Origin of the sequence: Sphingopyxis sp. J-6, from assembly GCF_046603995.1 — a bacterium.
In the GTDB taxonomy this organism is placed as follows: domain Bacteria; phylum Pseudomonadota; class Alphaproteobacteria; order Sphingomonadales; family Sphingomonadaceae; genus Sphingopyxis.
Genome location: NZ_CP145810.1, coordinates 868,411 through 891,426 on the forward strand (window position 1 = coordinate 868,411; position 23,016 = coordinate 891,426).

Sequence of the window (23,016 nt, forward strand, 5' to 3'; positions counted from 1 at the left end):
TCCGTCAGGACCCGCGCAAAGCGGCCGAAATGCCCGCCAGTCCGCCCTCCAGCTCCTCGGCGGTCGGCCAGCCATAGCCGAGCCGGAAATAGCGGTCGGACATTTCGAACCAGTGTCCGGGCCCGACATAGGTGCCGTGATCCTCGAGCAGCCGGCGGTAGAAGCCTTCGGTGCCGCCCGGCGGATCGGCTTTCATACGGGGGAAGCACACGACGCCGCCCGAGGGACGAACCCATTCGAGCAGGTCTTCGCCCTCGATCCACGCGGCGATCCGGTCGAGCCGCCGCCGCCATTCGGCCAGCGTCGGTGCGAGGAAGGCGTCGCGGCGCTGCAATATATGTTCGGCGACCCATTCGTTGATCACGCTGCCGCAGATGCTGATCTGCTCCTTGGCGGCGAGGAATATCTCCTGCAGCCCGGGATCGGTGTTGATGATCCAGCCGACCCGGATGCCGGGGACGCCATAGGCTTTTGACAGCGAGGACACGCTGATGACATGCTTGCCGAGCGTCGCCGCCATCGGCAGTTTGCCGGTCAGCGACAGGTCGCGATAGGTTTCGTCGACCAGCAACAGGCAGCCGCGCTCGGCGGCGAACCGGGCGATCCGGCGCAATTCCTCTTCGCTGACCGTCACCCCCGTCGGGTTATGCGGGCAGGTGATGCTGATCAGCCGGGTGCGCGGCGTGACCGCGGCCGCCAGCCGTTCGACATCGAGGGCAAATCCATCCTCGAATGTCAGATCGACGAAGGAAATGGGGCATCCGATGGCGCGCGGCGTCTCGAGGTTCGTGGCATAGTTCGGCCGCACCACCACCAGATGATCGTCGGGCCCGAGCAAGGCGGTGGCGATGATGAACAGGGCGCCGGCCGCGCCGCCCGCGATCAGGACATCGTCGGCGGTCAGCGCCGGTTCGTCCGCGACGACCAGTTCGCGCAGCGCGGGGCCGCCGCGATGCTCGCCGTAGAGCAGGGTCAGATCGGGGATGGTCAGGCCGAGGCTGCCGAGCGACTGATCGGCGATCGAACTTTCGGAGAGATTGAAGCGGATATTGCCATATCCATATTCTTCGGGAGATTCGACTTCGATCGGCATTCGGACATAGCGCATGATGAAACCCTTTCGCTGGTCGCCGACGATTGGCACGGCCCGCAGGCACCCGCCATCCCCCCGGCGTGGGATCACCGCGCCAGCGCGAACAATTCCGCCAAGGCGCTGATCCCGAGTTTCCGGAAGATATTCTTGCGGTGATCCTTGACCGTATGCCGGCTGAGCGACAGCCGCAGCGCGATGGCGTCGCTGGAGCAGCCCGCAAGGAGAAGCCGGCAAATCTCGTCCTCGCGCGCGGACAGGGCGCCCGTTAGTGCCGGCCAGCCGGACGTCGTTGGTCGCGACGCCGGCGCGAGGATGCGGTGGCGCTCGAACGCGGTGCCGACGGGTCCCGCCAGTTCGCCCAGCGCCCGCAGCAGTCGAGCGTGCGCCGGCCGGCGGCCGCGCTCGCGGTACAGGCCGATTTCGATCGTGCCGCCCCAGCCGGGGAAATAGACGCCCACTTCCTCCTGCCGCTCGGGCCAGCTGACGGTCCGAAATCCCAGTTCCTCGTGCGGCGCCTCGATCAGGTGCGGCCGCATGGTCTCCGGAATGTCGGCGAAGCGCCCGCGATAGTCGCGTGCGCGCATGGCGCCGCTGCTGGCGCCGCGAAGCATCGGGTTGAACCGGCAGGTCTTGCGCGCATAGGTGTCGAGCCCGGCGCGATGGCCGATTGCGCCGAAATTTTCATGAAGAATGCGCGACCGGCTGTGCGGCCGATGCACGACGACGGCCGCAAGGTCGAATTCGGCGAGAGCGCAGAGGGTGCCGGCCGCGATGGCGGCGAAGTCGGGTTCGCCGATGGCGGCGATGATATCCGACAGAAGGGGTTCGACGCTCATCGCCATCGCCCGATTGAGCCCCAGGGCCTAGCTGACGACCACACGCAGGAAGCGGACCACCGAACTGCCCGCATTGGCATAAGCATAGCTTTGCGCGCTGCTATAGATGGCGAAATCGCCAGCCTCGACGGTGACGATGCCATCCTCCTTCTCGATGCGCAGCCGTCCTTCGGCGACCGACACCATCTCGTGCCAGCCGGCCGGGTCGGGCTCGGCCTGATAGCGCTCGCCGACCGCAAGCGACCATTGCCAGAGCTGCGCCTCGCGCCCCGCCGGCGCGCTGCCGAGCAGCACGCCCTTGCTCTCCGCCCCGGCGCCGCGCCAGCCGACGGCGTCGATGCGCTGGCTGCTCGCCGCCGGGTCGGCGATCATCGAAACGAAATCGACCCCCAATGCGTCGGCGAGCTTGTCGAGGCTCGACAGGCTGACGTTCGTGTCGCCGCTCTCGAGGTTGACGATCATGCGCCGGCTCAGGCCCGATGCTTCGGCCAGCGCGCCCTGGCTCAAGCCGGACGTCCGCCGCAGCCGGCGCAGATTGCTCGAAACATGGGCCAGCACGTCGTCGCGTGCGCCGGATGGCGGGCGGGCGTCAGCCATCGGCGGGCGCGCGCGTCTGTGCAAGATAGTCCGACATGCGTGCTAGTCCCTCCCGCAATACTGCCTCGTTGTTGCAGTATCCGATCCGGACATATCCTTCCATGTCGAACGCGCTGCCTGGCGTCATCATGACGCCGGTCTTTTCGAGCAGGTCGAGGCAAAATGCTTCCGACGGAACCGGCAGATCATATTTGAGCATCGCCGTCGTCCCCCCGCGCGGCTTGATCCAGTCGATCAGCGGTTCGCGGGCGACCCAGTCGGCAAGGATGGCAAGGTTCGTCCGGCTGATGGCACGCGACCGCGCGAGGATCGCATCGCGTGCCTCGAGGGCAATCGCGGCGAGATGGTCGTCGATCATCCCGACGCTGATCGTATTATAGTCGCGGTGGACGGTGATCGGATGGACGAGGTCGACGGGGGCAATGATCCAGCCCAGCCGCAGGCCCGCCAGCGAGAAGGATTTGGACATGCTGCCGGTGCTGATCCCGCGCTCGTAGAGGTCGAAAATCGATGTCGTCATCCCGTCGCCGTCCTGTCCGGTGCCGCGATAGACCTCGTCGCAGAGCAGCCAGGCGCCGCATCCGCGGGCGATCGCGACAATCTCCTCCAGCATCGGCCGGTCCATGACCGAGCCGGTGGGATTGTTTGGATTGTTGATGGCGATCAGCCGCGTGCCGGGGGTGGCGAGCGCGCGCAATTCGTCGAGATCGGGCAGGAAGCCATTCTCTTCGCGCAACCGCAATATCCGGACGTCGGCGCCATAGCTTTCCGGAATCGAATAATGCTGCTGATAGGTCGGCAGGACCGAGATGACGCGGTCGCCGGGTTCGACGAGCGTCTGGTGCACCAGCGCATTGGCCCCGATGGCGCCATGCGTCACGAGGACATTCTCCGGCTTCGCGGTGTCTGTCATGCCGGCGATCAGGCCGCGCAGCCGGTCGCTGCCCTCGATGGCGCCATAGGTCAGCTTTAGCGGCAGCAATTCGGAGAGGATGGTCTCGGTCCGCCCCGCCATCGCGAGCAGTTCGGCAACCGTCAACGACTCGACGCACGTCTCGGCAAGGTTGAGCTCGCACTGGAGCTCATAGCGGTTCATCCACATTTCGACGGCGAACTCACGGATTTTCATGGTTATTCCTTTCTGGTAGCACGGTGCACCGCATCGGCGAGCGCGACATCTTCAAGGCCGAGGCCGATCGAGCGAAAAAAGATGCGTTTGCCGCCCGTCGGCGGCGGCGCCCGGCCGACCATGAGCGCGGGGAGATCGCCGCGCAGCGCGTCGGCCGACCATATTCCCGCCGCGATCGCCAGCTTCATCTCGCCGGCCGACAGCGGCGCGGTGGGGGCATAGTCGCAATAGACCTCCATCGCCGCGAGCGCCGCGGGGTCGATCTCGTGCGCGTCGGCCGCGTTGGTGCTGATCGAGGTGATGAGCGCGTCGGCCTTTGCTTGATTGACGTCGATCACCGGCGCGCCGGAAGAGGTGCAGAGCAGGATGACGTCTGCGTCGGCGATCGCCCGGTCGGCATCGGCCTCCACCACGACCGGGCATCCGCTGTTCAGCGTGCGGGGCAGATCCTGCCTTTGCGCCGCGCCCGGCGAGCATAATGTCACGCTGGTCCAGTCGCGCAGCGGTCCGACGTGACGCAGGTGGGCAAGGCCGACCGGGCCCGTCCCGATTACCGCGAGCGAGCGGGCGTCGGGCCTCGCCAGCAGATCGACCGCCAGCGCGGTCGTGCCGGCGGTACGCTCGGTGGTCAGCCGCTTGGCATCGCAAAGCAGCAGTGGCGCTCCCGTCTCCATCGACAGGATCACCGTCCACGCCGTCACCAGCGCGCCGCCGTCGCGCGGCAGATAGGGGGAGAGTTTGGCGCCGAACACGGCGCGGTCGGCCAGCGCGCCGAGATAGGCGATGAAGTCTCCCATCCCGTCCGGAAACAGGGTGAGCGTCTGCGGCGGCTGGGTCGCGCGCCCGTTGGCGAGGCCGGCGAACATGACGGCGAGCTCGGCGGGGACGTCGATCGTCTCCAGCGCAGCCGCGACGGCACGATCGTCGAGAACGAGCGGAAGCGTGGACATGCGAATCTCCCGGAGAATCGGTGGAACCAGTATGTGCAGTAAACTGCATCTAAATGAGCATTATAATGCTCAATCGGGAAGGTCAACAGCCTTGGGCCGGATACGTCCGGTCGCCCCGCCGAGGGCGAGGCGACAGATCTCCGCGCGGGCGCAGATGTGAGGGTGGCGAAGCGGGCGGGGCGCTCCCGGCGTGGCGGCGCCGGCTTGTCTCAGGCCGTCAGGAGGATGCGTCGGGCTCTTCGCGGTTGTTGCGGCTGCGCTTCTGGCCGACGTGCCCGGTGAACTCCTGATAGAGTTCGGACACCAGATCGAGCCGGGGCTTGGCGGCATCGCCGCGGCGCAGCACCACCTCCTGCACGAGCAGGGTCAAGGCCGCGACCATCGGGACGAGCGTTGCGAAGAACAGCGCGCTCTCGTCGGGCAGCGCGAGCACATGCGGCGTATATTCCTTTGCCCAGTGGCAGAATTTGTCGGTGACGATGACGATCGTAAAGCCGGCCGCCGCCGCTCGTTCGGCGAGCAGCTTCGCCTGGCGCGAGTAGCGGCGGATCTCGACGATGACGACGCATTTTCCGCGGCCACTCTCAGTGAGAATGTCGGCGAAGCTGCCCGCCGCGAGGTCGGCCATCCGGACGCCCGGCCGGACATATTGCAGCGTGTGGGCAAAATGCTCGGCGATGCCGCGCTCGGTCTGGAAACCTGCGACCAGCACCTCTTCGCTCGAATCGAGGATGGACACGATCGCATTCCATTCCGCGGTGCCCGCCAGCTGATAGACCTCGCTGATCGCCGCGATCACCATGTCGCGGTCGCGCTTCAGCAAGGCCTCGCTCCCGCCTGCGGCACCGCGCGGGGTGGACGACGGCCACGGCTCGGAACCGATATCGTACCGCAGCGCGGCCTTCAGTTCGCGGAAATTGCGGAAGCCGACACGGCGGCAGAAACGGCCGACCGTCACCGGGCTCACCCCGACCTTCTGGGCGACCGAGACTGCGGTCTCGAACGGGATATTCTGCCGGTCGGAAAGAAGGAAGTTGGCGACGACGCGTTCGGCGTCGCTCAGCATCGCGATCTTGTCCTCGATCATTTCGGTCAGGCCAGCGCCGCTCTTGGTGTTCATGACATGCGGCTTACCGAAGCCGCGTGCGTTTCGCCATTGCCAAAGACCGCGCGGAGCGGTGGATGCGCTGCATCGTCGTCGGTATCGCGAAGCGTGAGCAGGTCGAGCACGATAGTCCTTTCGATATGGAGCCGCGAGCGGCCGGGCTTCTTGCCCTGAGCGCTTGTCTCGTATCGCATCTCGTTTCTGACTTGCAAACTTTCCTGTCAGAAATGGATCGCACGAATATGGCGACATAGCCTGCATCCCGGCAGTTTTTCGTATGGGGCCATCGCTTGGTGTATCGTAGTCACGATGACAACTTTTTATCGTTGACTGATAAAAGACAGTAAATTAAACATCCGGCATGCGCTGGAAGACTCTGCTCGCCCTCGGCCTTGCCGTATCGACGGCAACCAATTGCTACGCTGCGACCCTGATCCGGTCGGCGACGGTCGCCAACGGCCGCGATGCCCAAACGGCGCCGGCCGATGTCCGTATCGACGGCGACCGGATCGTGGCGGTCGGCAATCTGACGCCGCAAAAGGGCGATATCGTCATCGACGGCCGCGGCCTCGTGCTCGCCCCGGGCTTCATTGACACGCACAGCCATCATGACGAGAAACTCGGTGAGCATCTCGACGCGACGCAACTGCTCGCGCAGGGGGTGACGACGGTCGTATTCGGGCAGGACGGCGGCTCGGAATTCCCAGTTGCGAAGCTGTTCGCCGAGCGCGAGGCGCATCCGGCCGCCGTCAACATCGCCTCCTATTCCGGCCACGGAACGTTGCGCGGTGAGGTTCTCGGGTCCGACTACAAGCGCGAGGCGACGCCGGCCGAGGTCGACCGTATGCGCGCGCTGCTCGACGCCGACATGCGCGCGGGGGCGCTCGGGCTCTCGACCGGGCTCGAATATGATCCGGCGATCTATTCCTCGCACGCCGAAGTGCTCGCCCTTGCCTCCGAAGCCGCCAAATTCGGCGGGCGGTACATCAGCCATATGCGCAGCGAGGATCGCGAGCTTTGGGCGGCGCTCGACGAGCTGATCACCATCGGCCGCGAAACGGGCATGCCGGTGCAAGTGAGCCACGCCAAGCTCGGGATGACCGACTGGTGGGGGCAGGCCGACCGCTACCTCTCAAAGCTCGATGCCGCGCGGGCCGAAGGGATCGACGCGTCGCTCGATATCTACCCCTATCCCTATTGGCAGTCGACGCTGACCGTCCTCTGGCCCGAGCGCGATTTCGACAATCGCGCGACCGCCGCATTCGTCCTCGGGCATCTGGCGCCGCCCGAAGGGCTGCTGATCTCGGCCGACAGCGGCGATGCGTCGCATGTCGGCAAGACGGTGGCGCAGATCGCCGCCGAACGGGGAGAAGACCCGGTGACCACCGTCATTTCGCTCATCCGCGCGGCGCGCGCCAAGGACGGCGATATCAGCGTCATCGGGACCAGCATGGACGAGGGCGATATCGCGAAGCTGATCGCGTGGCGGCATGCCAATATCTCGTCCGACGGCGCCTTCGAGGATCTGCATCCGCGCGGCGCCGGGCCGTTCGCCAAGATATTGCGCGTCTATGTCCGCGAAAAGAAGCTGCTGAGCCTCGGCGAGGCGATCAGGAAGATGAGTTCGCTGGCGGCGCGGCACATGGGTATCGCCGATCGCGGTGAAATCCGGGTCGGGGCGATTGCCGATCTTGTCCTTTTCGATCCCGACGCCATTCGCGACAACGCGACCACGGAAAACCCCGGTGCGGTCGCGACCGGCATGCGCCGCGTCTGGGTCAACGGCGTTCTCAGCTTCGTCGACGGCAAGGCGACGGGCGAACGGCCGGGCCGCGTCGTTCGGCGCGGCCATTCGACCCCCTGGCCGGCCGCCGGGACGCGCGCCGACTGAATTTCAACGACCCGAATGACTCGCAACAGCGGGCGACAAGACACGCATGGGAGGCGGACAGAACATGAATAACAGGCTCAAGGTCGCGCTCAATTCGGCGACATTCCTGACCGGCTGCATGCTGACGACGGGGGCTATGGCGCAGGACGCCGGCGCATCGTCCGGGTCCGAAGAGATTGTGGTGACCGCGACCCGGCGCGAAACGACGCTGCAGGACACGCCGATCAACATCAGCGCGATCTCCGCCGACATGCTCGAAAAACAGCGCATCGACGATGTGCGCGATATCGCCGACTTCACGCCCGGAATCACGATCAGCGACACCGGCCCGACATCGACCGGCTCGATCGTCCTGCGCGGCATCAGCGCAGACGATACTGGGGACAGCGGTTCGGACGGCGACAATACGCTGGGCATCTATCTCGGCGAAGTGCCGCTCTATTATGATTTCAAGCTGCTCGATCTCGAACGGGTGGAAACGCTGCTCGGGCCGCAGGGCACGCTCTATGGCGTCGGCACGCTGGCCGGCGCGATCCGTTACATTCCGAAGCGCCCCAACCCCGACGGTTTCGAGGCCGAGGTGCATTCGCGCGTCTATGGCAAGGATCATTCGAAGGAAGTCGGTTTTCAGGGCGACTTCATGCTCAACATCCCGCTCGTCCGCGATCATGTGGCGTTCCGTACCGCCTCGGGCTATTATTTCGACCCCGGCTTCATCGACTATCCGCTCGTCCTTCAGGAACCCGGCGTGTCGCTGCCGCAGGCAGGCGGCACCGGCAATGCGATCGGCCCCGACTATGCGGACAACCTGCGCATGGTGAGGGACGTCAATTTCGAACGCACCTATACGACGCGCAACCAATTGCTCCTTCAATATAATCCGAACGTCAAAGCCATATTGACCTATGTCTATCAGCAGACGCGGACGAACGGCCGCCAGGCGAACAGCGCCGGTGTGCTCGGGACCGGGCCCTATGAGAATGGATCGCGCTACGTCGAACCGCACCGGCGCCACGCCCATCTGGTGAGCCTCGAACTCAATGCCAACCTCTGGGACATCGCCGATCTCGTGGCGACGACGGCCTATACCAACCGGAAAGTCCGCGAGGTGAAGGACCAGACCGACCAGCTGCTCGATCTCGAGCTCGGCTATGAAGCCTTTCCCGCCTTTTCCGCCTATCTGATCCGCGACAACAATACCGAACAATATAATGACGAAATCCGGCTGGTCTCGCGTCACGGCGGGCCGTTCAGCTGGACGATCGGCGGGTTTTACAACAAGCAGACCTCATCCTATCCCTATGTCGAAATCGCGCCGGGCCTCGCCGATTTCTACGGCGTCGGCGACACCAACCCCGACGATATCGAATATGCCAGCATCACCCGCGGCAAGGTGACCGAAAAGGCGGCCTTCGGCGAACTCACCTATCAGGTGACCCCCGCGTGGCAGGTGACGGCGGGTGCGCGCTATTTCAAATATAGTTCGCGGCTGGCCGGCGCGATCGTCCTGCCATTGCTCGGCGACCCGCTCGACCCCGACGAACTGCCGCAGGAAGGCGGGACCGCGGGCAAGTCGGGATGGGTGTGGAAGTTCAACAGCTCCTACAAGATCGCGCCCGACCTGATGGTCTATGCGACGTACAGCAAGGGATATCGTCTCGGCGGTCCGAATTATGTCGCGCCGTGCCCGAATCCGGTGCCGCCGGACCAGCAGAACGCGTGCGCGCTGCCCGACGAACTGCAATATGGACCCGATACGACGAAGAATATCGAGATCGGCCTGCGCGGCGAGCTGTTCGACCGGAAGCTCAATTTCCATTTCGACGTCTTCCGCATCAACTGGAGCGGGCTGCAGCTTGGCACCGAGACGACCTATGGTGCGGTCGGCATTACCGGTAACGGCGGGTCGGCGCGCTCGCAGGGTTTCGAGGCCTCGTTCACCGCGCGCCCGACGCGCGAGCTGAGCATTCAGGGGACCTATTCGTACGTCGATGCAAAGCTGACGTCCGACGCGCCGGGGATCATCAGCATTCGCACCGTGCCCGGCGATTATTCGTCGCCGGTCGTGGCGCTCGACGCACTGGCGGGCGACCGCCTGCCGGGGTCGGCCAAAAATGCCGGCAGCCTCGGCGTGACCTACACAAGGCCGCTCGGCGATGCCGAACTGATCGCCAACTGGACCGCCGTGTACCGCGGCAATGTCGTCTCGCGCCTCGGCTGGGAACGAACCTATGGCGAACTCATCCCGAGCTATGTCACGCATCGCGCGTCGCTCACCTACAGCACGGAGAAATACGACCTCTCGCTGTGGGCGAACAATATTTTCGACAAATATGCGGTGGTCTCGATCGGCGCCGACCGTTCGCGCATCGGCGTCAACGACGGCTTCGCGGTCCGCTATTATTCGCGCGCGGTAATCAATCCGCGGACGTTCGGAATCGAAGGCCGGTTCAAATTCTAGGCCGAACCGGGTCGGGTCATGACCGGTCGCCCGGGCGGCGGTCGGTCCGCCCCGGCGCCGCGTCCTCGATCAGCCGGCGCGCGGCGCCGAGCGCATCGGCATAGGGACGCCACTGGCCGACCGCGTCGGCGTTCAGCGGCCGCCTGACCTGCGCGGCGCTCGGCGTCGCCACCGCCCCGTCCTGCTCGTGAAAGCGGAGGCAGTTTTCATCCCAGTCGAGCCCGCAATGATCGAGTAGCCGGCGCGTCTCGCCGGCCTGGTCGCGGATCAAATCTTCATAACCGAGTTCGAGCACGGCACCGGGGAACGTCTCGCGCCAGAAGGCGATCAGCCGGTCGAAGCGCAGATAATAGCGGGCGATATCCTCGGGGTCGTAGGAATAGTCGTGGAACGCCGAGCCGTCGGCGAAAAGATGCCGGTAATTGCTCCAGATGGTGTCCATCGGGTCGCGGCGCAGGCAGACGATCTTCGCGGCGGGGAACGCTTGCCGGATAAAGCCGATATACAGGAAATTGAACGGCAGCTTATCGACGAAGCGCGCGGCTTCGGCCGTCGGGTGTTGCCGGGCGCGGGCGAGGTAGAAGGCGGCGACGTCGCTTGCCGCCTGTCCTCGCGCCGCGGCGATGGTTTCGGCATCGACGACCGCCCGGCTGCGCGTGGCCGCCGCCTGCTTGATGGCGAGCGGCATCGCCGCAAGCTCGCCGGCCGATCGCACCTCGGCGTGCGATGACAGGATGCGGTCGACGAGCGTCGTACCGGTCCGCGGCATTCCCACGACGAAGATCGGCTGCGCTGCGGAGTCGCCGCTCCCACTCAGCGGCGGGCGTCCGGCGAACAGATGCTCGACGGCATCGAACAGCCCCGCGTCGCGCGCGAAGGCATAGCCGGATCGCTCCTTCCTTTGCTCGCCAGCCCGCTGAAGATGTTGCAAGGCCTCGGCCGGCTGCCCGCATTCCTCATATTCCTTGCCGAGCGCGAAGCCGATACGCAGCCGGTCGTCGGGATTTTGGGCCACGGCCAGCGCCTGCTCGAGCCGCGCGATATGGTTGCGCCCGGGTGTCTGGCGCCGCAGCCCGGACAGGGCGAAATGCGCCCGGCCGTCGGTTGGCGCGGCGGCGAGGATCGCATCGAAATGACGTTCTGCCTCGTCGGTCTCTCCGGCAAAGCCCAGCTCTACGGCCAGATTGTAACGGAAATTCCGGTTGTCCGGCGCGTGCGCGACCGCCTGTTCGAAAAGGCGGACAGCGTCGGCATGCGACCCCAGCCGCGTGTGGACGCAGCCCAGCGTGTCGAACGTCAGCGCATCCGTGGGCCGTAGTGTTTCGGCGCGGATCGCTGCCTCCCGTGCTTCGCCATCGCGGCCTGCCGATAGGAGCAGGCGGGCCAGTTGCGCTTCATATTCGGCGCTCGGTGCGTGGGCGACCGCCGCTCTGATCAGCTCCAGCGCCGCCGCAGTGCGCCCCGTCTCTGCTTCGACGACAGCAAGCAGGAAATATCCTTCGGCAGCCCCGCCGGGCGCGGACTGCAGCGCTGCCGCAACCCGTCTGATCGCCTCGACATTCCCCATCGCCAGCGCTTCGCGACCGGCGCGGCGGAGATCGGCGGTCGCCCCGGTCACCGAAAGCGCATTCGGGAAAAAGGGCGCATCCTTATCATCCTCGCTGACGAAATGTCGCGCGGCGAAGGAGTGATCGCGACAATTTTCTTTCGGATGCACCGGTCTGTAGAAAAATGTCCCGCATGTCGAGCCTTCGGGCGTCTATCCCATCTTCCGGCGGCGTAGGCCATAGAGCCAGTAAATGCCGCCGCCGATCGCCAGCCAGACGATCAGCCGGATCCATGTGTCCTGCGGCAGCGTCCACATAAGATAGACACAGGCGATAATACTGAGGATCGGAATCCACGGATAGAAGGGGACGCGGAAGGGCCGTATTACGTCCGGTTCGCGGCGCCGAAGGACGAGGACGCTGGCGGAGACCATCACGAACGCGAACAGCGTGCCCATCGAGATCAGCTCGCCGAGCAGGTTGAGCGGCAGCACGCCCGCCGCGAGCGCAGCGACGAGTCCGGTTACCAGCGTTCCGGCATAGGGCACCGAACTGCCGGGTCGCGCACGCGTGAAGGCGGGAGGCAACAAGCCGTCGCGGCCCATCGCATAAAAAATCCGCACCTGACCCAGCAGGGTGACGAGCAGCACCGAAACCAGCCCGGCGATTGCGACGAACCCGACGATCAGCTTGGTCCATGCAAGGCCGGGGCCGGCGCTGTTGAGCGCGACATAGATCGGATCGGCGACGTTGAGCAGGCGATAGCTGACCAGCCCGGTGATCACGAGCCCGACGAGGGCATAGAGCAGGGTCGTCACGCCGACCGACGCGAGCAGGGCCTGCGGCACCGTGCGCTGGGGATTGCGGACGTCCTGCGCCAGCGTCGAAACGGCGTCGAAACCGACATAGGCAAAGAAGAGCACGCCGGCGCCCTGCATCACGCCCGACCAGCCGAAGCGACCGAAGACGCCTTCGTTGGCCGGGATGAAGGGGGACCAGTTCGCGGGATCGACGAAGGCGAAGCCCGTCGCGACGACGAGCAGCATCGCAGCGATCTTCACGACGACGATGAGATTGTTGATCCGCGCCGAAAAGTCGGTGCCGCGCAGCAACATCGCCATGCAGGCGAGGGTCACCAGCGCTGCAGGAAGGTCGATGATCGAGCCGGTCGCGACCAGATGACGGTCGGCCGAGATCGAGAAGGGGGCCTGCGAAAAGATCGCCGGAAACACCACGCCGATGTCATGCAGCGCGGCCTGGAGATAGGCCGACCACCCGATAGCGACCAGCGCGCCCGCGAACAGATATTCGAGGACGAGGCACCAAGCGACCGCCCACGCCGCAGCCTCGCCCATCGAGGCGTGCGTATAGGAATAGGCGCTTCCCGCGACCGGCATCATCGCTGCCAACTCGGCATAGCAGAGCCCGGCGAGCAGGCAGACGACACTCGCGATCAGGAAGGACAGCGCCACCGCGGGGCCCGAGTGCTGCGCGGCGACGGTGCCGGTGAGGATGAAGATGCCTGCCCCCACGGTGCCGCCGACCCCGAAACAGACGAGAGCGAACAGGCCGATCTTCGGCGCGAGGGCGTCGCCATTCTCGCGCGTGCTCGCCTGCAGCGCGGCAATGGTCTTGCGGGCGAAAGGCGTCATGGCCGCCTCCGCGCGCTGGCGGCGGGGCAGGGCGACAGGGCAGGCAGGCTGGCTGGGGGCATGAAGGTTTTCAACCGCTCTCTCCGGATTCGATGCTATGTTAGTTTTTTACCGATTGACACGTTAGAGTAATTTTTATTACTAGCAAGCCATTCCAGCGACGGGCGCGAGGCAGCGTCCATTTTTCAGGAAAGACGGCCGAATGATCATCCCGGGGAAATATCTGCTGTTTCTGGGCGATGTCGCCGATCGGCTCGACGCGAAGACCGCTTGCGGATTGGTCGACTGGTCGCGCGAACGCTGCGTGGGGCAGTGGCGCCTGCCGTCCTGCGGCATCGACATGGGTCTCGAGGACATGGACTTTGCGCAGGCGCGGGCCGCCGGAGCCGAGACGCTCGTCATCGGCGTTACACCGTTCGGCGGCGCCATCGCGCCGCAATGGATCGCCCCGATCGTCGCCGCGCTCGGCGCCGGTCTCAATATCGCCAGCGGCATGCATGTTCGCCTCGGCAGCATTCCCGAAATCGCGGCGGCCGCCCGGGCCTCGGGCGCTTCGCTGTTCGACGTCCGGGATCCCGGGCGAAGCTTTCCGGTGGGTTCGGGCCGCAAACGGTCGGGCCGGCGCATGTTGATGGTCGGTACCGATTGCGCGGTCGGCAAGAAATACAGCGCGCTCGCGATCGCGCGCGACATGAAGGCCCACGGCATGAAGGCCACCTTTCGCGCGACGGGCCAGACCGGGATATTGATCGCGGGCGAAGGCGTGCCGATCGACGCCGTCGTGTCCGATTTCGTCTCCGGCGCCGCAGAAGCGCTGTCGCCGGACAACGACCGCGACCATTGGGACGTCATCGAGGGGCAGGGGTCGCTGTTTCACCCGGCCTATGCCGCGGTGGCGCTCGGCCTGCTGCACGGGTCGCAGCCCGATGCGATCATTCTCTGTCATGCCGAAGGCCGGACGCATGTCGACGGCTATCCCGATTTCCCGCTGCCCGGGCTCGCCGAGTGCATCGAGGCCAATCTGGGCATGGCGCGGCGGATCAATCCCGCGGTTCGCTGTGCGGGGATCAGCATCAATTGCTCGGCGTTGCCCGCCGACGCGCGGGCCGATCATCTGGCTGTCGTGTCCGATCGCTTCGGCCTGCCGTGCTTCGACCCGGTGGCGACGGGACCGGCGGCGCTGATCGCGCATATTTCCGCCACCTTCGATTGATCGAGGCAAAGGCAGCGTCATGGATATCGCGGTTCGCGTCGAAACCTGGCCTCTCGTTCACCCGTTCCGCATCACGGGCTGGACCTATGAGGCGATCGAGGTGGTCGTCGTGACGCTGAGCGACGGCGATTATCGGGGACGAGGCGAAGCGGCGGGGGTCGACTATCTCGGCGATACGCCGGCGAACGTCGCGGCCACGATCGCGTCGATGCAGGACGCTTTCCGTTCGGGCATGGACCGGCAGCGGCTCCAGTCGCTGCTGCCGCCCGGCGGGGCGCGCAATGCGCTCGACTGCGCGCTGTGGGATATCGATGCCGCCCGCTCGGGCCGGCCGGTCTGGCAGGAGGCCGGGGTTCGTGCCCCGAAACCGCGTCTGACCACCTGGACGATCGGCGCCGAGCCGCCCGCGGTCGTGGGCGAACGGGCGAAGGAATATGCCGGTGCGCGCGCGATCAAGCTCAAGCTGATCGGCGACGGGCAGGATGCCGCCCGCGTTCGCGCGGCAAGAGCGGCGCGTCCCGATGTATGGCTGGGCGTCGACGGCAATCAGGGATTCTCGCGCGCGACGCTCGAGCAGATCATGCCGGCGCTGGTGGAAGCGCGGGTCGAACTCATCGAGCAGCCGCTGCCGCTCGACCGCGACGCGGATCTCGACGGCTTCGCCTCGCCGATCCCGCTCGCTGCCGACGAGAGCGCACAGGGGCTGGCATCGATCGCGACGCTTTCCGGCGCCTTTTCGGTCGTCAACATCAAGCTCGACAAATGCGGCGGGCTCACCGAGGCGCTGGCGATGGTCGAGGCCGTCCGGGCGCGGGGGATGCAGGTGATGGTCGGCAACATGCTCGGCACGTCGCTTGCCATGGCGCCCGCCTTCATCGTCGGCCAGCTTTGCGACATCGTCGACCTCGACGGTCCGTTGCTGCTGTCGCGCGACCGGTCGCCGTCGGTCGAATATCGCGACGGCATGGTCTGGTGTTCCGAAGACATCTGGGGCGGCGCATCGCGGACCGCCCATGTTCACGAAAATGGCTAGCCGCATCGACGGCAAGCAGGATGGAAGGGGAGAGAGAGAATGCTCGAACGGACGAAGATCTTTTTTGCCGCGGCGCTGGTTTGCGTCGCCGCACCGGCGCTTGCCGCACCCGACCCCGACACGTTCAGGAAACAGGTCGACGCATTCGTCGAGCAGGAAATGCGCAGCGAGAAGATCCCCGGCGTCTCGGTCGCGGTGGTGCACAAGGGCGAGATCGTCCTCGCCAAGGGCTATGGCCTCGCCAATGTCGAACATAATATCGCCGTCACCCCGCAAACGATTTTCCAGTCGGGTTCGGTGGGCAAGATGTTCACCGCGGCGGCGGTGATGCGGCAGGTCGAACAGGGGAAAATGAGCCTCGACGATCCGCTGACCAAATATGTTCCCGATGCGCCGGCGAGCTGGCGTCCGATCACGATCCGTCAGCTTCTCACCCACACGTCGGGCATCCCCAATGTCGGCGACGATTTCGACTTCAAGCGCAACTACACAGACGACGAGCTGATCAAGAGCTTCGCGGTGCTGCCGCTGAGCTTTCAGCCCGGCGCGCGCTACAGCTACAGCAACAGCGGCTATGTCCTGCTCGGCATCGCCATCGAGCGGGCGACGGGCCGCTTCTACGGCGATATCCTGAGGACCGACATTTTCGAGCCGCTCGGCATGAAGACGGCGCGTGTGATCAGCGACCGCGACATCGTGCCCAATCGCGCGGCGGGATATGAGGTCGTCGACGGCGCGCTCAAGAATCAGGATTTCGTCTCGGTAAAGATGAACACCACTGCCGATGGCTCGCTCTACTTCTCGCTCGACGATCTGATTGCGTGGAACCGCGGGGTAGAACAGGGCAAGGTGCTGAGCGCTGCGAGCTGGAAACAGGTCTACACCCCGGTCCGGCTGAACAGCGGCAAGACCTATCCCTATGGCTTCGGCTGGGATGTCGACATGGCCGGCGGCAAGCCGCGTCTTCACCATGGCGGCTCGTGGCAGGGTTTCCGTTCCTATTATTCGCGCTATCTGGGCGACGATCTGGCGATTATCTTCCTCGCCAATTCGGCGGAGGCCAACACCGAAACTTTCGTCGACGGGGTGGCGAAGCTCTGGGATCCCGCGCTCGTCGCCGTGCCCCGCCCGAAGCCTGAACCGGCGGTGGCGCGCAAGGTGACGGCGCTGATCGAAGCCGCGCGCGCCGGCCGCCTCCGTGCCGAGGACGTGCCGCTCGCGCCCGCCAATTTCATCCCCACCCAGGCTCCCTATTTCGTCAAGGACCTGCAGGAGCTCGGCGCGCTGACGAAGCTGGAGCTTGTCGAGCGCAGCGAGGCGGGGGACGACGTGAATTACGTCTTCAAGGCAAGCTTCGGCGATCGCCTCGTGCGGGTCTATTATTCGGTGGCGCCGGGCGATCAGGCCTCCAACTTCTTCCTCTCCCTGTAAGCCCGAAGGAGGAACGACATGCTCAGCCCAGATGTCCCTGCTGCAAAGCCTTGAGCGCTGCCCTGGTCCTGTCGCGGGCGTCGAGTTTCAGCAGCAGGTTGGAGACGTGATTCTTGGTCGTTCCTTCGGCGATCGCGAGAAGCTCGGCGATTTCCCTGTTGCTATAGCCGGCGCAGATCAGGTGCAGCACCTCCTTTTCCCTTGCGGTGAGCGCATCGCCGGCCTCGTCGTCCGGCGATGCTGACGGGCCGCGCTGAATGGCGGCAATCAGGCTTTCGGTCAGCGCCGGCTGAAACGCCGTCCGGTTGTCTGCGAGGGCGCGAATGGCCCCGGCGAGCGCTTCGAGCGACACATCCTTCAGCATCAGGCCCTTGGCACCTGCCCGGATCGCCGCGATCGCGGCATCGCTGTCGTCGAAGGTCGTGAGGATCAATGTCGGGGGCAGCGCATCCTCTTGGCGAAGCGCCTCCAGCACCGCGATGCCGTCGAGCCGCGGCATGCGAATGTCGAGAAGCAGCACGTCCGGCATGAGTTGGGGCACTTTTTCGAGCGCTTCGGCGCCGTCGCACGCCTCTCCCGCAACCTCTATGTCGGGAAGCAGTTCGAGCAGGCCGCGGATGCCCTGCCGCACGAGCGTCTGGTCATCGACAAGTACGACCCTGATCATGCCGGCTGCGGCGGGCGTGACGGCAACCAGGCGTCGATCGTGAAGCCGAAGTCGATCCCGCTGCGCAGCGTCAGCTTGCCGCCGAGGCATTCCAGCCGCTCGCGCATCCCCACCAGCCCGGAGCCGGGCGAAGAAGCAGCGGGCTGCGCGTTGCCGTCGTCGCGCGCGATCATGCGCACCCCGCTATCGTCCGCCGTCACCCGCAGCCAAAGGTTCGCGGCGCCGGCATGTCTGACGGCATTGGTAATGGCTTCCTGCGCGCAGCGGATCAGGGCGTGGGCCTGATCGGGGTCGACGTGGACGTCTGGCGCGAAATCGACATGGACGGTCGGTGCGGGCACACTCTGCGCCAGCGCCTCCAGCGCCTCCTTCAGGTCGCCGCGGTCGGCTTCGCGTAATGTCGCGACGACATCGCGGACCTTGGTGAGCAGGGCAGCGGCGAGGGCCTTCGCCTGCCGGACATGGTCGGTTGCCCGCCCCGGCTCGGTCACATGGCTTGCGATTTCGAGCTGCAGGCCGAGCGCGGTCAGTTCATGGCCCCAGGCATCGTGCAGTTCGCGCGAAATGCGCAGGCGCTCGGCATCGCGGACGCTGTTGGCGACGATGCGATTGGCTTGGCGCAGTTCCCGGTTCGCCTCGGCCAGCGCACGCGAGCTTTGCGCCTCCCGCCGCAGCGCCTGCGCGGTGAAGACCAGCAGCAGTTGCAGCGCGAAGGCCTGACCGATCACCCAGCACAGGTCGGGGTTCAGCGCTTGCGCGAGCGCGCCGATGATCGCCAGCGTCTGAAACGCCACCCACGCCAGCGCTTTGCCGGGCGTCGTCGTCATCGCCACCTGCCATGCGATGATGAGGAGGAAGGTCGACATCCCGGCCCAGGGAACAATGACCGCCATCGTCACGACCGCGAGAAGCTGGACGCACAGCAGCGCCCAGCGCACGCCGGGGCGCAGCTTCAGCACCATTGCCGCAAAGACCGCAAGCGCGAAAAGCGCGAACGGCGCCAGCCACAGCGGCGATACCGGCGCCCCGCGCATCGTCGCGCCGGTCATGAGCTTTTGCAGCACCGGCCAACCCCAGGCGAACCACACGGCCAGCGCGGTGGCGCAGAAAATCCAGTGCTGCCGGGACCTGAGCTGCTCTGCCATTGGCGCATGCTGCCACAGCGCGGCTCCCCTTCCAATAGGCCAAAAGTCACGGGTCGCGGGCGCGACCTCCGGCACTTTTGCGGATCGGGGCGGCGCGGCATCGATGACGGACGAAAAGGGAGTGAAAGCCATGCCAAGGTCCGTCGCTATCATCGTCATCCTCCTCGCCTCCGCGCCCCCGGCGTGGGGACAGGCCGCAAACGGAAACGCGGCGGAGCCGGCCGACAGCGAGGTTGGCAACGCGCAGACCGGGCGCGCGGACGAGAATGCGGTGCGGGCGGCCAATGATGCGTTCGGCACCAGCGTCGGGAACGAGAAGATCGGCCTTTACGGCGTCGGCGACGTCCGGGGTTTCAATCCCGCCACCGCCGGAAACATCCGCGTCGAAGGACTGTCGGTCACCGAACATGGCGGCTTCACCAGCCGGATCGCGAGCGGCTCGACGATCAGGGTGGGGTTGACCGCGCAGGGCTATGCCTTTCCGGCGCCGACCGGGATCGCCGACTATGCGCTCCGCAATCCCGGCGACGAGGCGGTGCTGAGCCCGGTGCTCTATTTCGGCCCGAACCGGACCGCGGCCATCGATCTCGACGCGCAAATCCCCACTGCCGGCAGCCGCCTCGGCATGGCCGCGGGGATCGCCTATCGCTATGAGGAGAATTTCCCGGGCGAGGACAGCCAGACGCTGCAGGGCGGCGCCGTCCTGCGCTGGCGGCCCGCCGATCAGGTCGAATTCAAATCCTTTTACACCCGCGCGGCGATCATGGACGATCTCGACATCGGCAACATCTTTTCGGGCGGACCCTGGCTGCCGCCGCAGATCGAACGGCGCTATTTCGGCCTCGATTGGACACAGACCGAAGTCCGGCGGCAATTCTATGGCACGCTGGGGTCCGTCCGGCTTTCCGACGCCTTGCAGATCCGCGCCGGTCTCTTCCGGTCCGAAAATGAGGTGAAGCTCAACCCGGTCGAACTCTATCGGGGCGTCGGGCGCGATGGTTCGGCGCAGCGGCAACTCGTGGTGACGAAGGATCAGGCGGCGAAATCGACGTCGGGGGACGTTCGTTCTTCCTATTCCTTTGCCGAAGGGTCGCGGCGGCACATCATCCACCTTGCCGCGCGCGGCCGCGAGACGCGGCGTGCCTATGGCGGCGGCGACGTGCGCGATCTGGGACCGGCGACGCTCGGCGAGCGAAGCGACCTTCCGCAGCCGGCCTTCGATTTCGGGCTGCTGACCCGCGACGATGTCCGGCAAATCACCGGCGGCATCGGTTATGAATTGCGCTGGCCGCAGGTGGCCGAACTCAGCCTTGGCATACAGAAGACAGATTATGAGAAGAATGTCCGGATTCCGGGCCGGCCGCTGCTGACGACCAGGGATCGGCCGTGGCTCTACAATGGCACGCTGGCGCTCCATCTGACCGGCAAGCTGGTGGCCTATGCCGGTTATACGCGCGGTCTCGAAGACAGCGCGACCGCGCCGTCGGATGCGGTGAACCGCAACTCGGCGCCACCCGCGCTGCGCACGAGCCAGCGCGACGCGGGGCTTCGCTATGCGATCCGCCCGGGCTTCAACCTCGTCGCGGGGGTGTTCGACGTGCGCAAACCCTATTTCAACATCGACCCTGACCGCGTCTACCGCCAACTCGGGACGGTCCGGCACCGCGGTATCGAACTGTCGCTCGCAGGGCAGCCAGCCCCGGGGCTGAGCGTCATCGCCGGCGCGGTGTTCCTCGACGCAGATGTTTCGGGCGAAGCGGTGGATTTCGGGATCATCGGCCCGAAGCCGGTGGGGACGGCAAACCGGATCGTCCGTGCCAACCTCGATTATCGCTTGCCCTTCTTCGCGCCGCTTTCGGTCGATATCGGCGTCGTCAGCCAGGGGAAAAGGATCGCCAGCGCGCTCGAATATGCCGAACTCGGCGGACGGCAGTTGACGACCCGACCGCTCACGACCGTCGACATCGGCTTTCGCTATCGCTTTCAGGCGGGCGCTGTGCCGGCCACCTTGCGCGCCCAGATCACCAATCTCTTCGATGCCTATGGCTGGAACGTGTCGCCCAACGCGTCCTTCAAGTTCAACGAGACGCGGCGTTTCCTGATGACGCTAGCGGCGGATATCTGACCCTCGCACGGGGAAGGGCAGGGGCGGCCGGGCGCCGTCGCCATGTTAACACCGTAAATTTCGCTTGACCCCTCTCCGGCAATGTTTACAACGACAACATTGAGTCGTCCGTCACCGCTACAGGCTCTCCCCAGCCGCGGGCGACCAGAAAGGATGTCGATATGAGGTCGCTGTTATACGCTGTCGGACCGATGCTGTTCGACTCGCTGGGGGTGATCGTCTTCGCCGTTTTGCTCGCCCTCGGCGTCGATCTGGTCGTTGCGACGATCGCGGGCACTATCACGGCGGTGGGCGTCGTCGGCTATGAGCTTGCGCGTGGCAGGAAGGTCGCGGCGCTGCAATGGATCAGCCTTGCCTCGGTCCTTTTTACCGCCGCCGCGACGCTCTTTACCGGCGACCCGCGCTTCGTGATGGCTAAGCCGACGATCGTCTATCTGATCGTCGGCAGCGTGATGCTGCGCAAGGGCTGGCTCGACCGTTACATCCTGCCCGAACAGCTCGCGCTGGTCGGCGATGTGATGGACCGGTTCGGGATGATCTGGGCGGCGCTGATGTTCGCGAGCGCCGGACTGAACCTCGTCATCGCGCTCTTTTTCACCGTGTGGTGGCCGTTGTTCATCGGGATATTCCCGCTGGCGTCGAAATTCGGCCTGTTCGCGGTCCACATCGCGGCGGTGCATTTCATCGGGCAATCCCGGCTGCGCCGCCGCGCGGGCGGCGAGCTGCAGCCGCTCGCGGCGGAATAAGGGCAAATCTGTGATCCCCGGCGAAACCGGGGCCCAGAAGCTATTGCGCTGACGTTATGGGCCCCGGCTTTCGCCGGGGATCACAACCGATGCGAGCCGTGATTAGTCGGCGTCGAGCCCGTAGGCGGTGTGGAGGACGCGCACCGCGAGTTCGGTCTCGTCCTCGTCGATCAGCACGCTGACCTTGATCTCACTGGTCGAGATCGCCTGGATGTTGATGCCGCGATCGGCCAGCGCGCGGAACATCGTGCTCGCGACCCCGGCGTGGCTCTTCATGCCGACCCCGACGACGCTGATCTTCGCCACCTTGTCGTCGCTGATGATGCGGTTGAAGCCGATCTTGTCCTTCGCCGCCTCGAGCAGGTCGATCGAACGGAGGAGGTCGACGGCGGGAACGGTGAAGGTCACGTCGGTCTCGCCCTTTTCGCGGCCGACGTTCTGGATGATCATGTCGACATTGATCCCGGCCGCGGCGAGCGGGCCGAAGATGTTCGCGACCGCACCCGGCTTGTCGGGCACGCGCGTCACGATGACCTTCGCTTCATTCTTGTCGTGGGCGATGCCGGTGATCAGCTGCCGTTCCATCTGATGTTCCTCTATTTCCTCGTCGCTGACGATCATCGTGCCTTGTTTCGGAGCCTCGTCGCCCTCGACGAAGCTGGAAAGGACCTGCACCCGCACGCCCTCCTTCATCGCCAGCCCGACCGAGCGGGTCTGGAGCACCTTGGCGCCGACGCTCGCGAGTTCGAGCATTTCTTCATAGGTAACGAAATCGAGCTTGCGCGCCCGCGCAACGATGCGCGGGTCGGTCGTATAGACGCCGTCGACGTCGGTATAGATGTCGCAGCGGTCGGCCTTGAGCGCCGCGGCGACCGCGACCGCGCTGGTATCGGATCCGCCGCGGCCGAGCGTCGAGACGCGGCCGTCGTCCATCATGCCCTGGAAGCCCGGGATCACCGCGACCTCGCCCTTCGCCATCGAGGCGCCGAGCGCGCCGGTGTCGATGTCGGCGATACGCGCGCGGGCGTGGGCTTCCTCGGTACGGATCGGCAATTGCCAGCCGAGCCAGCTCCGCGCGGGAGTGCCCATCGCCTGCAGGGTGAGCGCAAGCAGCCCCGAGGTCACCTGTTCGCCGGCGGCGACGACGACGTCATATTCGGCGGGGTCGTAGCGGGGGTTTGCCTCGCGGCAGAAATTGACCAGCCGGTCGGTCTCGCCGGCCATCGCCGACACGACGACCGCAACCTCGTTGCCGTTGGCGACTTCGCGCGCGACGAGTTTCGCCACGGTGCGAATCCGCTCGGTGCCCGCCATCGACGTGCCCCCGAATTTCATCACGATCCGCGCCATGTCGCCCCGCTTTCCTGTTCTGGTTCCGGCCGCGACTTTTCCTGA

At 65.7% G+C, this 23,016-nt stretch carries 19 protein-coding genes; 8 read left to right on the forward strand and 11 right to left on the reverse strand.

The features are described from left to right. Positions 1-4: 4 nt before the first annotated feature. The 6 genes from V6U71_RS04275 to V6U71_RS04300 form a co-directional block, all read right to left on the reverse strand. Positions 5-1,108 (reverse strand): pyridoxal phosphate-dependent aminotransferase, encoded by a 1,104-nt coding sequence (locus V6U71_RS04275; RefSeq protein WP_411341090.1) that lies wholly within the window; start codon positions 1,106-1,108, stop codon positions 5-7. Between the two features lie 71 nt (positions 1,109-1,179). Beyond that, positions 1,180-1,929, reverse strand: coding sequence for a helix-turn-helix transcriptional regulator (locus V6U71_RS04280; protein WP_411341091.1), 750 nt, complete (start codon positions 1,927-1,929; stop codon positions 1,180-1,182). A 27-nt stretch (positions 1,930-1,956) separates the two neighbouring features. Next, positions 1,957-2,526 carry a helix-turn-helix domain-containing protein gene (locus V6U71_RS04285; protein WP_411341092.1) on the reverse strand — a complete coding sequence of 190 codons (570 nt, stop codon included), beginning with the start codon at positions 2,524-2,526 and terminating at the stop codon, positions 1,957-1,959. Next, entirely contained in the window at positions 2,519-3,655 is a 1,137-nt protein-coding gene (locus V6U71_RS04290) for an aminotransferase (protein WP_411341093.1), read from the reverse strand. Before V6U71_RS04290 ends, V6U71_RS04285 begins: the two co-directional genes overlap by 8 nt. 2 nt (positions 3,656-3,657) lie before the next feature. Continuing rightward, a complete protein-coding gene (locus V6U71_RS04295) occupies positions 3,658-4,605 on the reverse strand; it encodes an ornithine cyclodeaminase family protein (RefSeq protein ID WP_411341094.1) in 948 nt (315 codons plus the stop codon). Between the two features lie 217 nt (positions 4,606-4,822). Next, the gene (locus V6U71_RS04300) at positions 4,823-5,725 is read right to left on the reverse strand and encodes a MurR/RpiR family transcriptional regulator (protein ID WP_411341095.1); all 903 of its coding nucleotides are present in this window, start codon (positions 5,723-5,725) and stop codon (positions 4,823-4,825) included. Between the two features lie 23 nt (positions 5,726-5,748). Between V6U71_RS04300 and V6U71_RS04305 the strand changes: the two genes are divergently transcribed. The 3 genes from V6U71_RS04305 (at position 5,749) to V6U71_RS04315 (ending at position 10,062) form a co-directional block, all read left to right on the forward strand. Beyond that, on the forward strand, positions 5,749-5,964 hold the full coding sequence (locus tag V6U71_RS04305; protein WP_411341096.1) for a hypothetical protein: 216 nt from the start codon (positions 5,749-5,751) through the stop codon (positions 5,962-5,964). Between the two features lie 107 nt (positions 5,965-6,071). After that, a complete protein-coding gene (locus tag V6U71_RS04310) occupies positions 6,072-7,601 on the forward strand; it encodes an N-acyl-D-amino-acid deacylase family protein (protein WP_411341097.1) in 1,530 nt (509 codons plus the stop codon). 64 nt (positions 7,602-7,665) lie between these two features. Further along, a complete protein-coding gene (locus V6U71_RS04315) occupies positions 7,666-10,062 on the forward strand; it encodes a TonB-dependent receptor (RefSeq protein ID WP_411341098.1) in 2,397 nt (798 codons plus the stop codon). Positions 10,063-10,078: 16 nt separating this feature from the next. Here V6U71_RS04315 and V6U71_RS04320 read toward each other — a convergent pair whose 3' ends face one another. Both V6U71_RS04320 and V6U71_RS04325 read right to left on the reverse strand, forming a co-directional pair. Beyond that, a complete protein-coding gene (locus V6U71_RS04320; protein ID WP_411341099.1) occupies positions 10,079-11,680 on the reverse strand; it encodes a tetratricopeptide repeat-containing sulfotransferase family protein in 1,602 nt (533 codons plus the stop codon). A gap of 141 nt (positions 11,681-11,821) precedes the next feature. Further along, positions 11,822-13,261, reverse strand: a complete 1,440-nt coding sequence (locus tag V6U71_RS04325; RefSeq protein ID WP_411341100.1) for an APC family permease — start codon at positions 13,259-13,261, stop codon at positions 11,822-11,824. A gap of 202 nt (positions 13,262-13,463) precedes the next feature. On the opposite strand from V6U71_RS04325, the gene V6U71_RS04330 reads away from it, so the two are divergent. The 3 genes from V6U71_RS04330 to V6U71_RS04340 are packed head-to-tail and all read left to right on the forward strand — an operon-like array spanning position 13,464 to position 16,938. Next, positions 13,464-14,474, forward strand: a complete 1,011-nt coding sequence (locus V6U71_RS04330; protein WP_411341101.1) for a DUF1611 domain-containing protein — start codon at positions 13,464-13,466, stop codon at positions 14,472-14,474. 19 nt (positions 14,475-14,493) lie between these two features. Next, a complete protein-coding gene (locus tag V6U71_RS04335) occupies positions 14,494-15,507 on the forward strand; it encodes a dipeptide epimerase (protein ID WP_411341102.1) in 1,014 nt (337 codons plus the stop codon). A gap of 39 nt (positions 15,508-15,546) precedes the next feature. Then, positions 15,547-16,938 carry a serine hydrolase domain-containing protein gene (locus V6U71_RS04340; protein ID WP_411341103.1) on the forward strand — a complete coding sequence of 464 codons (1,392 nt, stop codon included), beginning with the start codon at positions 15,547-15,549 and terminating at the stop codon, positions 16,936-16,938. 22 nt (positions 16,939-16,960) lie between these two features. On the opposite strand, the gene V6U71_RS04345 is transcribed toward V6U71_RS04340, so the two are convergent. Beyond that, a complete protein-coding gene (locus V6U71_RS04345) occupies positions 16,961-17,605 on the reverse strand; it encodes a response regulator (RefSeq protein ID WP_411341104.1) in 645 nt (214 codons plus the stop codon). Next, on the reverse strand, positions 17,602-18,750 hold the full coding sequence (locus tag V6U71_RS04350) for a sensor histidine kinase (protein WP_411341105.1): 1,149 nt from the start codon (positions 18,748-18,750) through the stop codon (positions 17,602-17,604). Before V6U71_RS04350 ends, V6U71_RS04345 begins: the two co-directional genes overlap by 4 nt. A 130-nt stretch (positions 18,751-18,880) precedes the next feature. Between V6U71_RS04350 and V6U71_RS04355 the strand changes: the two genes are divergently transcribed. Together V6U71_RS04355 and V6U71_RS04360 are read left to right on the forward strand one after the other, a co-directional pair. Then, entirely contained in the window at positions 18,881-20,875 is a 1,995-nt protein-coding gene (locus V6U71_RS04355; RefSeq protein ID WP_411341106.1) for a TonB-dependent receptor domain-containing protein, read from the forward strand. Positions 20,876-21,036: 161 nt separating this feature from the next. Continuing rightward, complete coding sequence (locus V6U71_RS04360; RefSeq protein ID WP_411341107.1) at positions 21,037-21,621, forward strand: inner membrane-spanning protein YciB; 585 nt, start codon at positions 21,037-21,039, stop codon at positions 21,619-21,621. A 102-nt stretch (positions 21,622-21,723) separates the two neighbouring features. Here V6U71_RS04360 and V6U71_RS04365 read toward each other — a convergent pair whose 3' ends face one another. Further along, entirely contained in the window at positions 21,724-22,971 is a 1,248-nt protein-coding gene (locus tag V6U71_RS04365) for an aspartate kinase (protein WP_411341108.1), read from the reverse strand. Between the last annotated feature and the right edge of the window lie 45 nt (positions 22,972-23,016).

Bases quoted from the DNA above. Each gene is read 5' to 3' on its own strand.
- V6U71_RS04275 (WP_411341090.1), bottom strand. From the start codon at position 1,108: ATGCGCTATGTCCGAATGCCGATCGAAGTCGAATCTCCCGAAGAATAT.
- V6U71_RS04280 (WP_411341091.1), bottom strand. From the start codon at position 1,929: ATGAGCGTCGAACCCCTTCTGTCGGATATCATCGCCGCCATCGGCGAA.
- V6U71_RS04285 (WP_411341092.1), bottom strand. From the start codon at position 2,526: ATGGCTGACGCCCGCCCGCCATCCGGCGCACGCGACGACGTGCTGGCC.
- V6U71_RS04290 (WP_411341093.1), bottom strand. From the start codon at position 3,655: ATGAAAATCCGTGAGTTCGCCGTCGAAATGTGGATGAACCGCTATGAG.
- V6U71_RS04295 (WP_411341094.1), bottom strand. From the start codon at position 4,605: ATGTCCACGCTTCCGCTCGTTCTCGACGATCGTGCCGTCGCGGCTGCG.
- V6U71_RS04300 (WP_411341095.1), bottom strand. From the start codon at position 5,725: ATGAACACCAAGAGCGGCGCTGGCCTGACCGAAATGATCGAGGACAAG.
- V6U71_RS04310 (WP_411341097.1), top strand. From the start codon at position 6,072: ATGCGCTGGAAGACTCTGCTCGCCCTCGGCCTTGCCGTATCGACGGCA.
- V6U71_RS04315 (WP_411341098.1), top strand. From the start codon at position 7,666: ATGAATAACAGGCTCAAGGTCGCGCTCAATTCGGCGACATTCCTGACC.
- V6U71_RS04325 (WP_411341100.1), bottom strand. From the start codon at position 13,261: ATGACGCCTTTCGCCCGCAAGACCATTGCCGCGCTGCAGGCGAGCACG.
- V6U71_RS04330 (WP_411341101.1), top strand. From the start codon at position 13,464: ATGATCATCCCGGGGAAATATCTGCTGTTTCTGGGCGATGTCGCCGAT.
- V6U71_RS04335 (WP_411341102.1), top strand. From the start codon at position 14,494: ATGGATATCGCGGTTCGCGTCGAAACCTGGCCTCTCGTTCACCCGTTC.
- V6U71_RS04340 (WP_411341103.1), top strand. From the start codon at position 15,547: ATGCTCGAACGGACGAAGATCTTTTTTGCCGCGGCGCTGGTTTGCGTC.
- V6U71_RS04345 (WP_411341104.1), bottom strand. From the start codon at position 17,605: ATGATCAGGGTCGTACTTGTCGATGACCAGACGCTCGTGCGGCAGGGC.
- V6U71_RS04350 (WP_411341105.1), bottom strand. From the start codon at position 18,750: ATGGCAGAGCAGCTCAGGTCCCGGCAGCACTGGATTTTCTGCGCCACC.
- V6U71_RS04355 (WP_411341106.1), top strand. From the start codon at position 18,881: ATGCCAAGGTCCGTCGCTATCATCGTCATCCTCCTCGCCTCCGCGCCC.
- V6U71_RS04360 (WP_411341107.1), top strand. From the start codon at position 21,037: ATGAGGTCGCTGTTATACGCTGTCGGACCGATGCTGTTCGACTCGCTG.
- V6U71_RS04365 (WP_411341108.1), bottom strand. From the start codon at position 22,971: ATGGCGCGGATCGTGATGAAATTCGGGGGCACGTCGATGGCGGGCACC.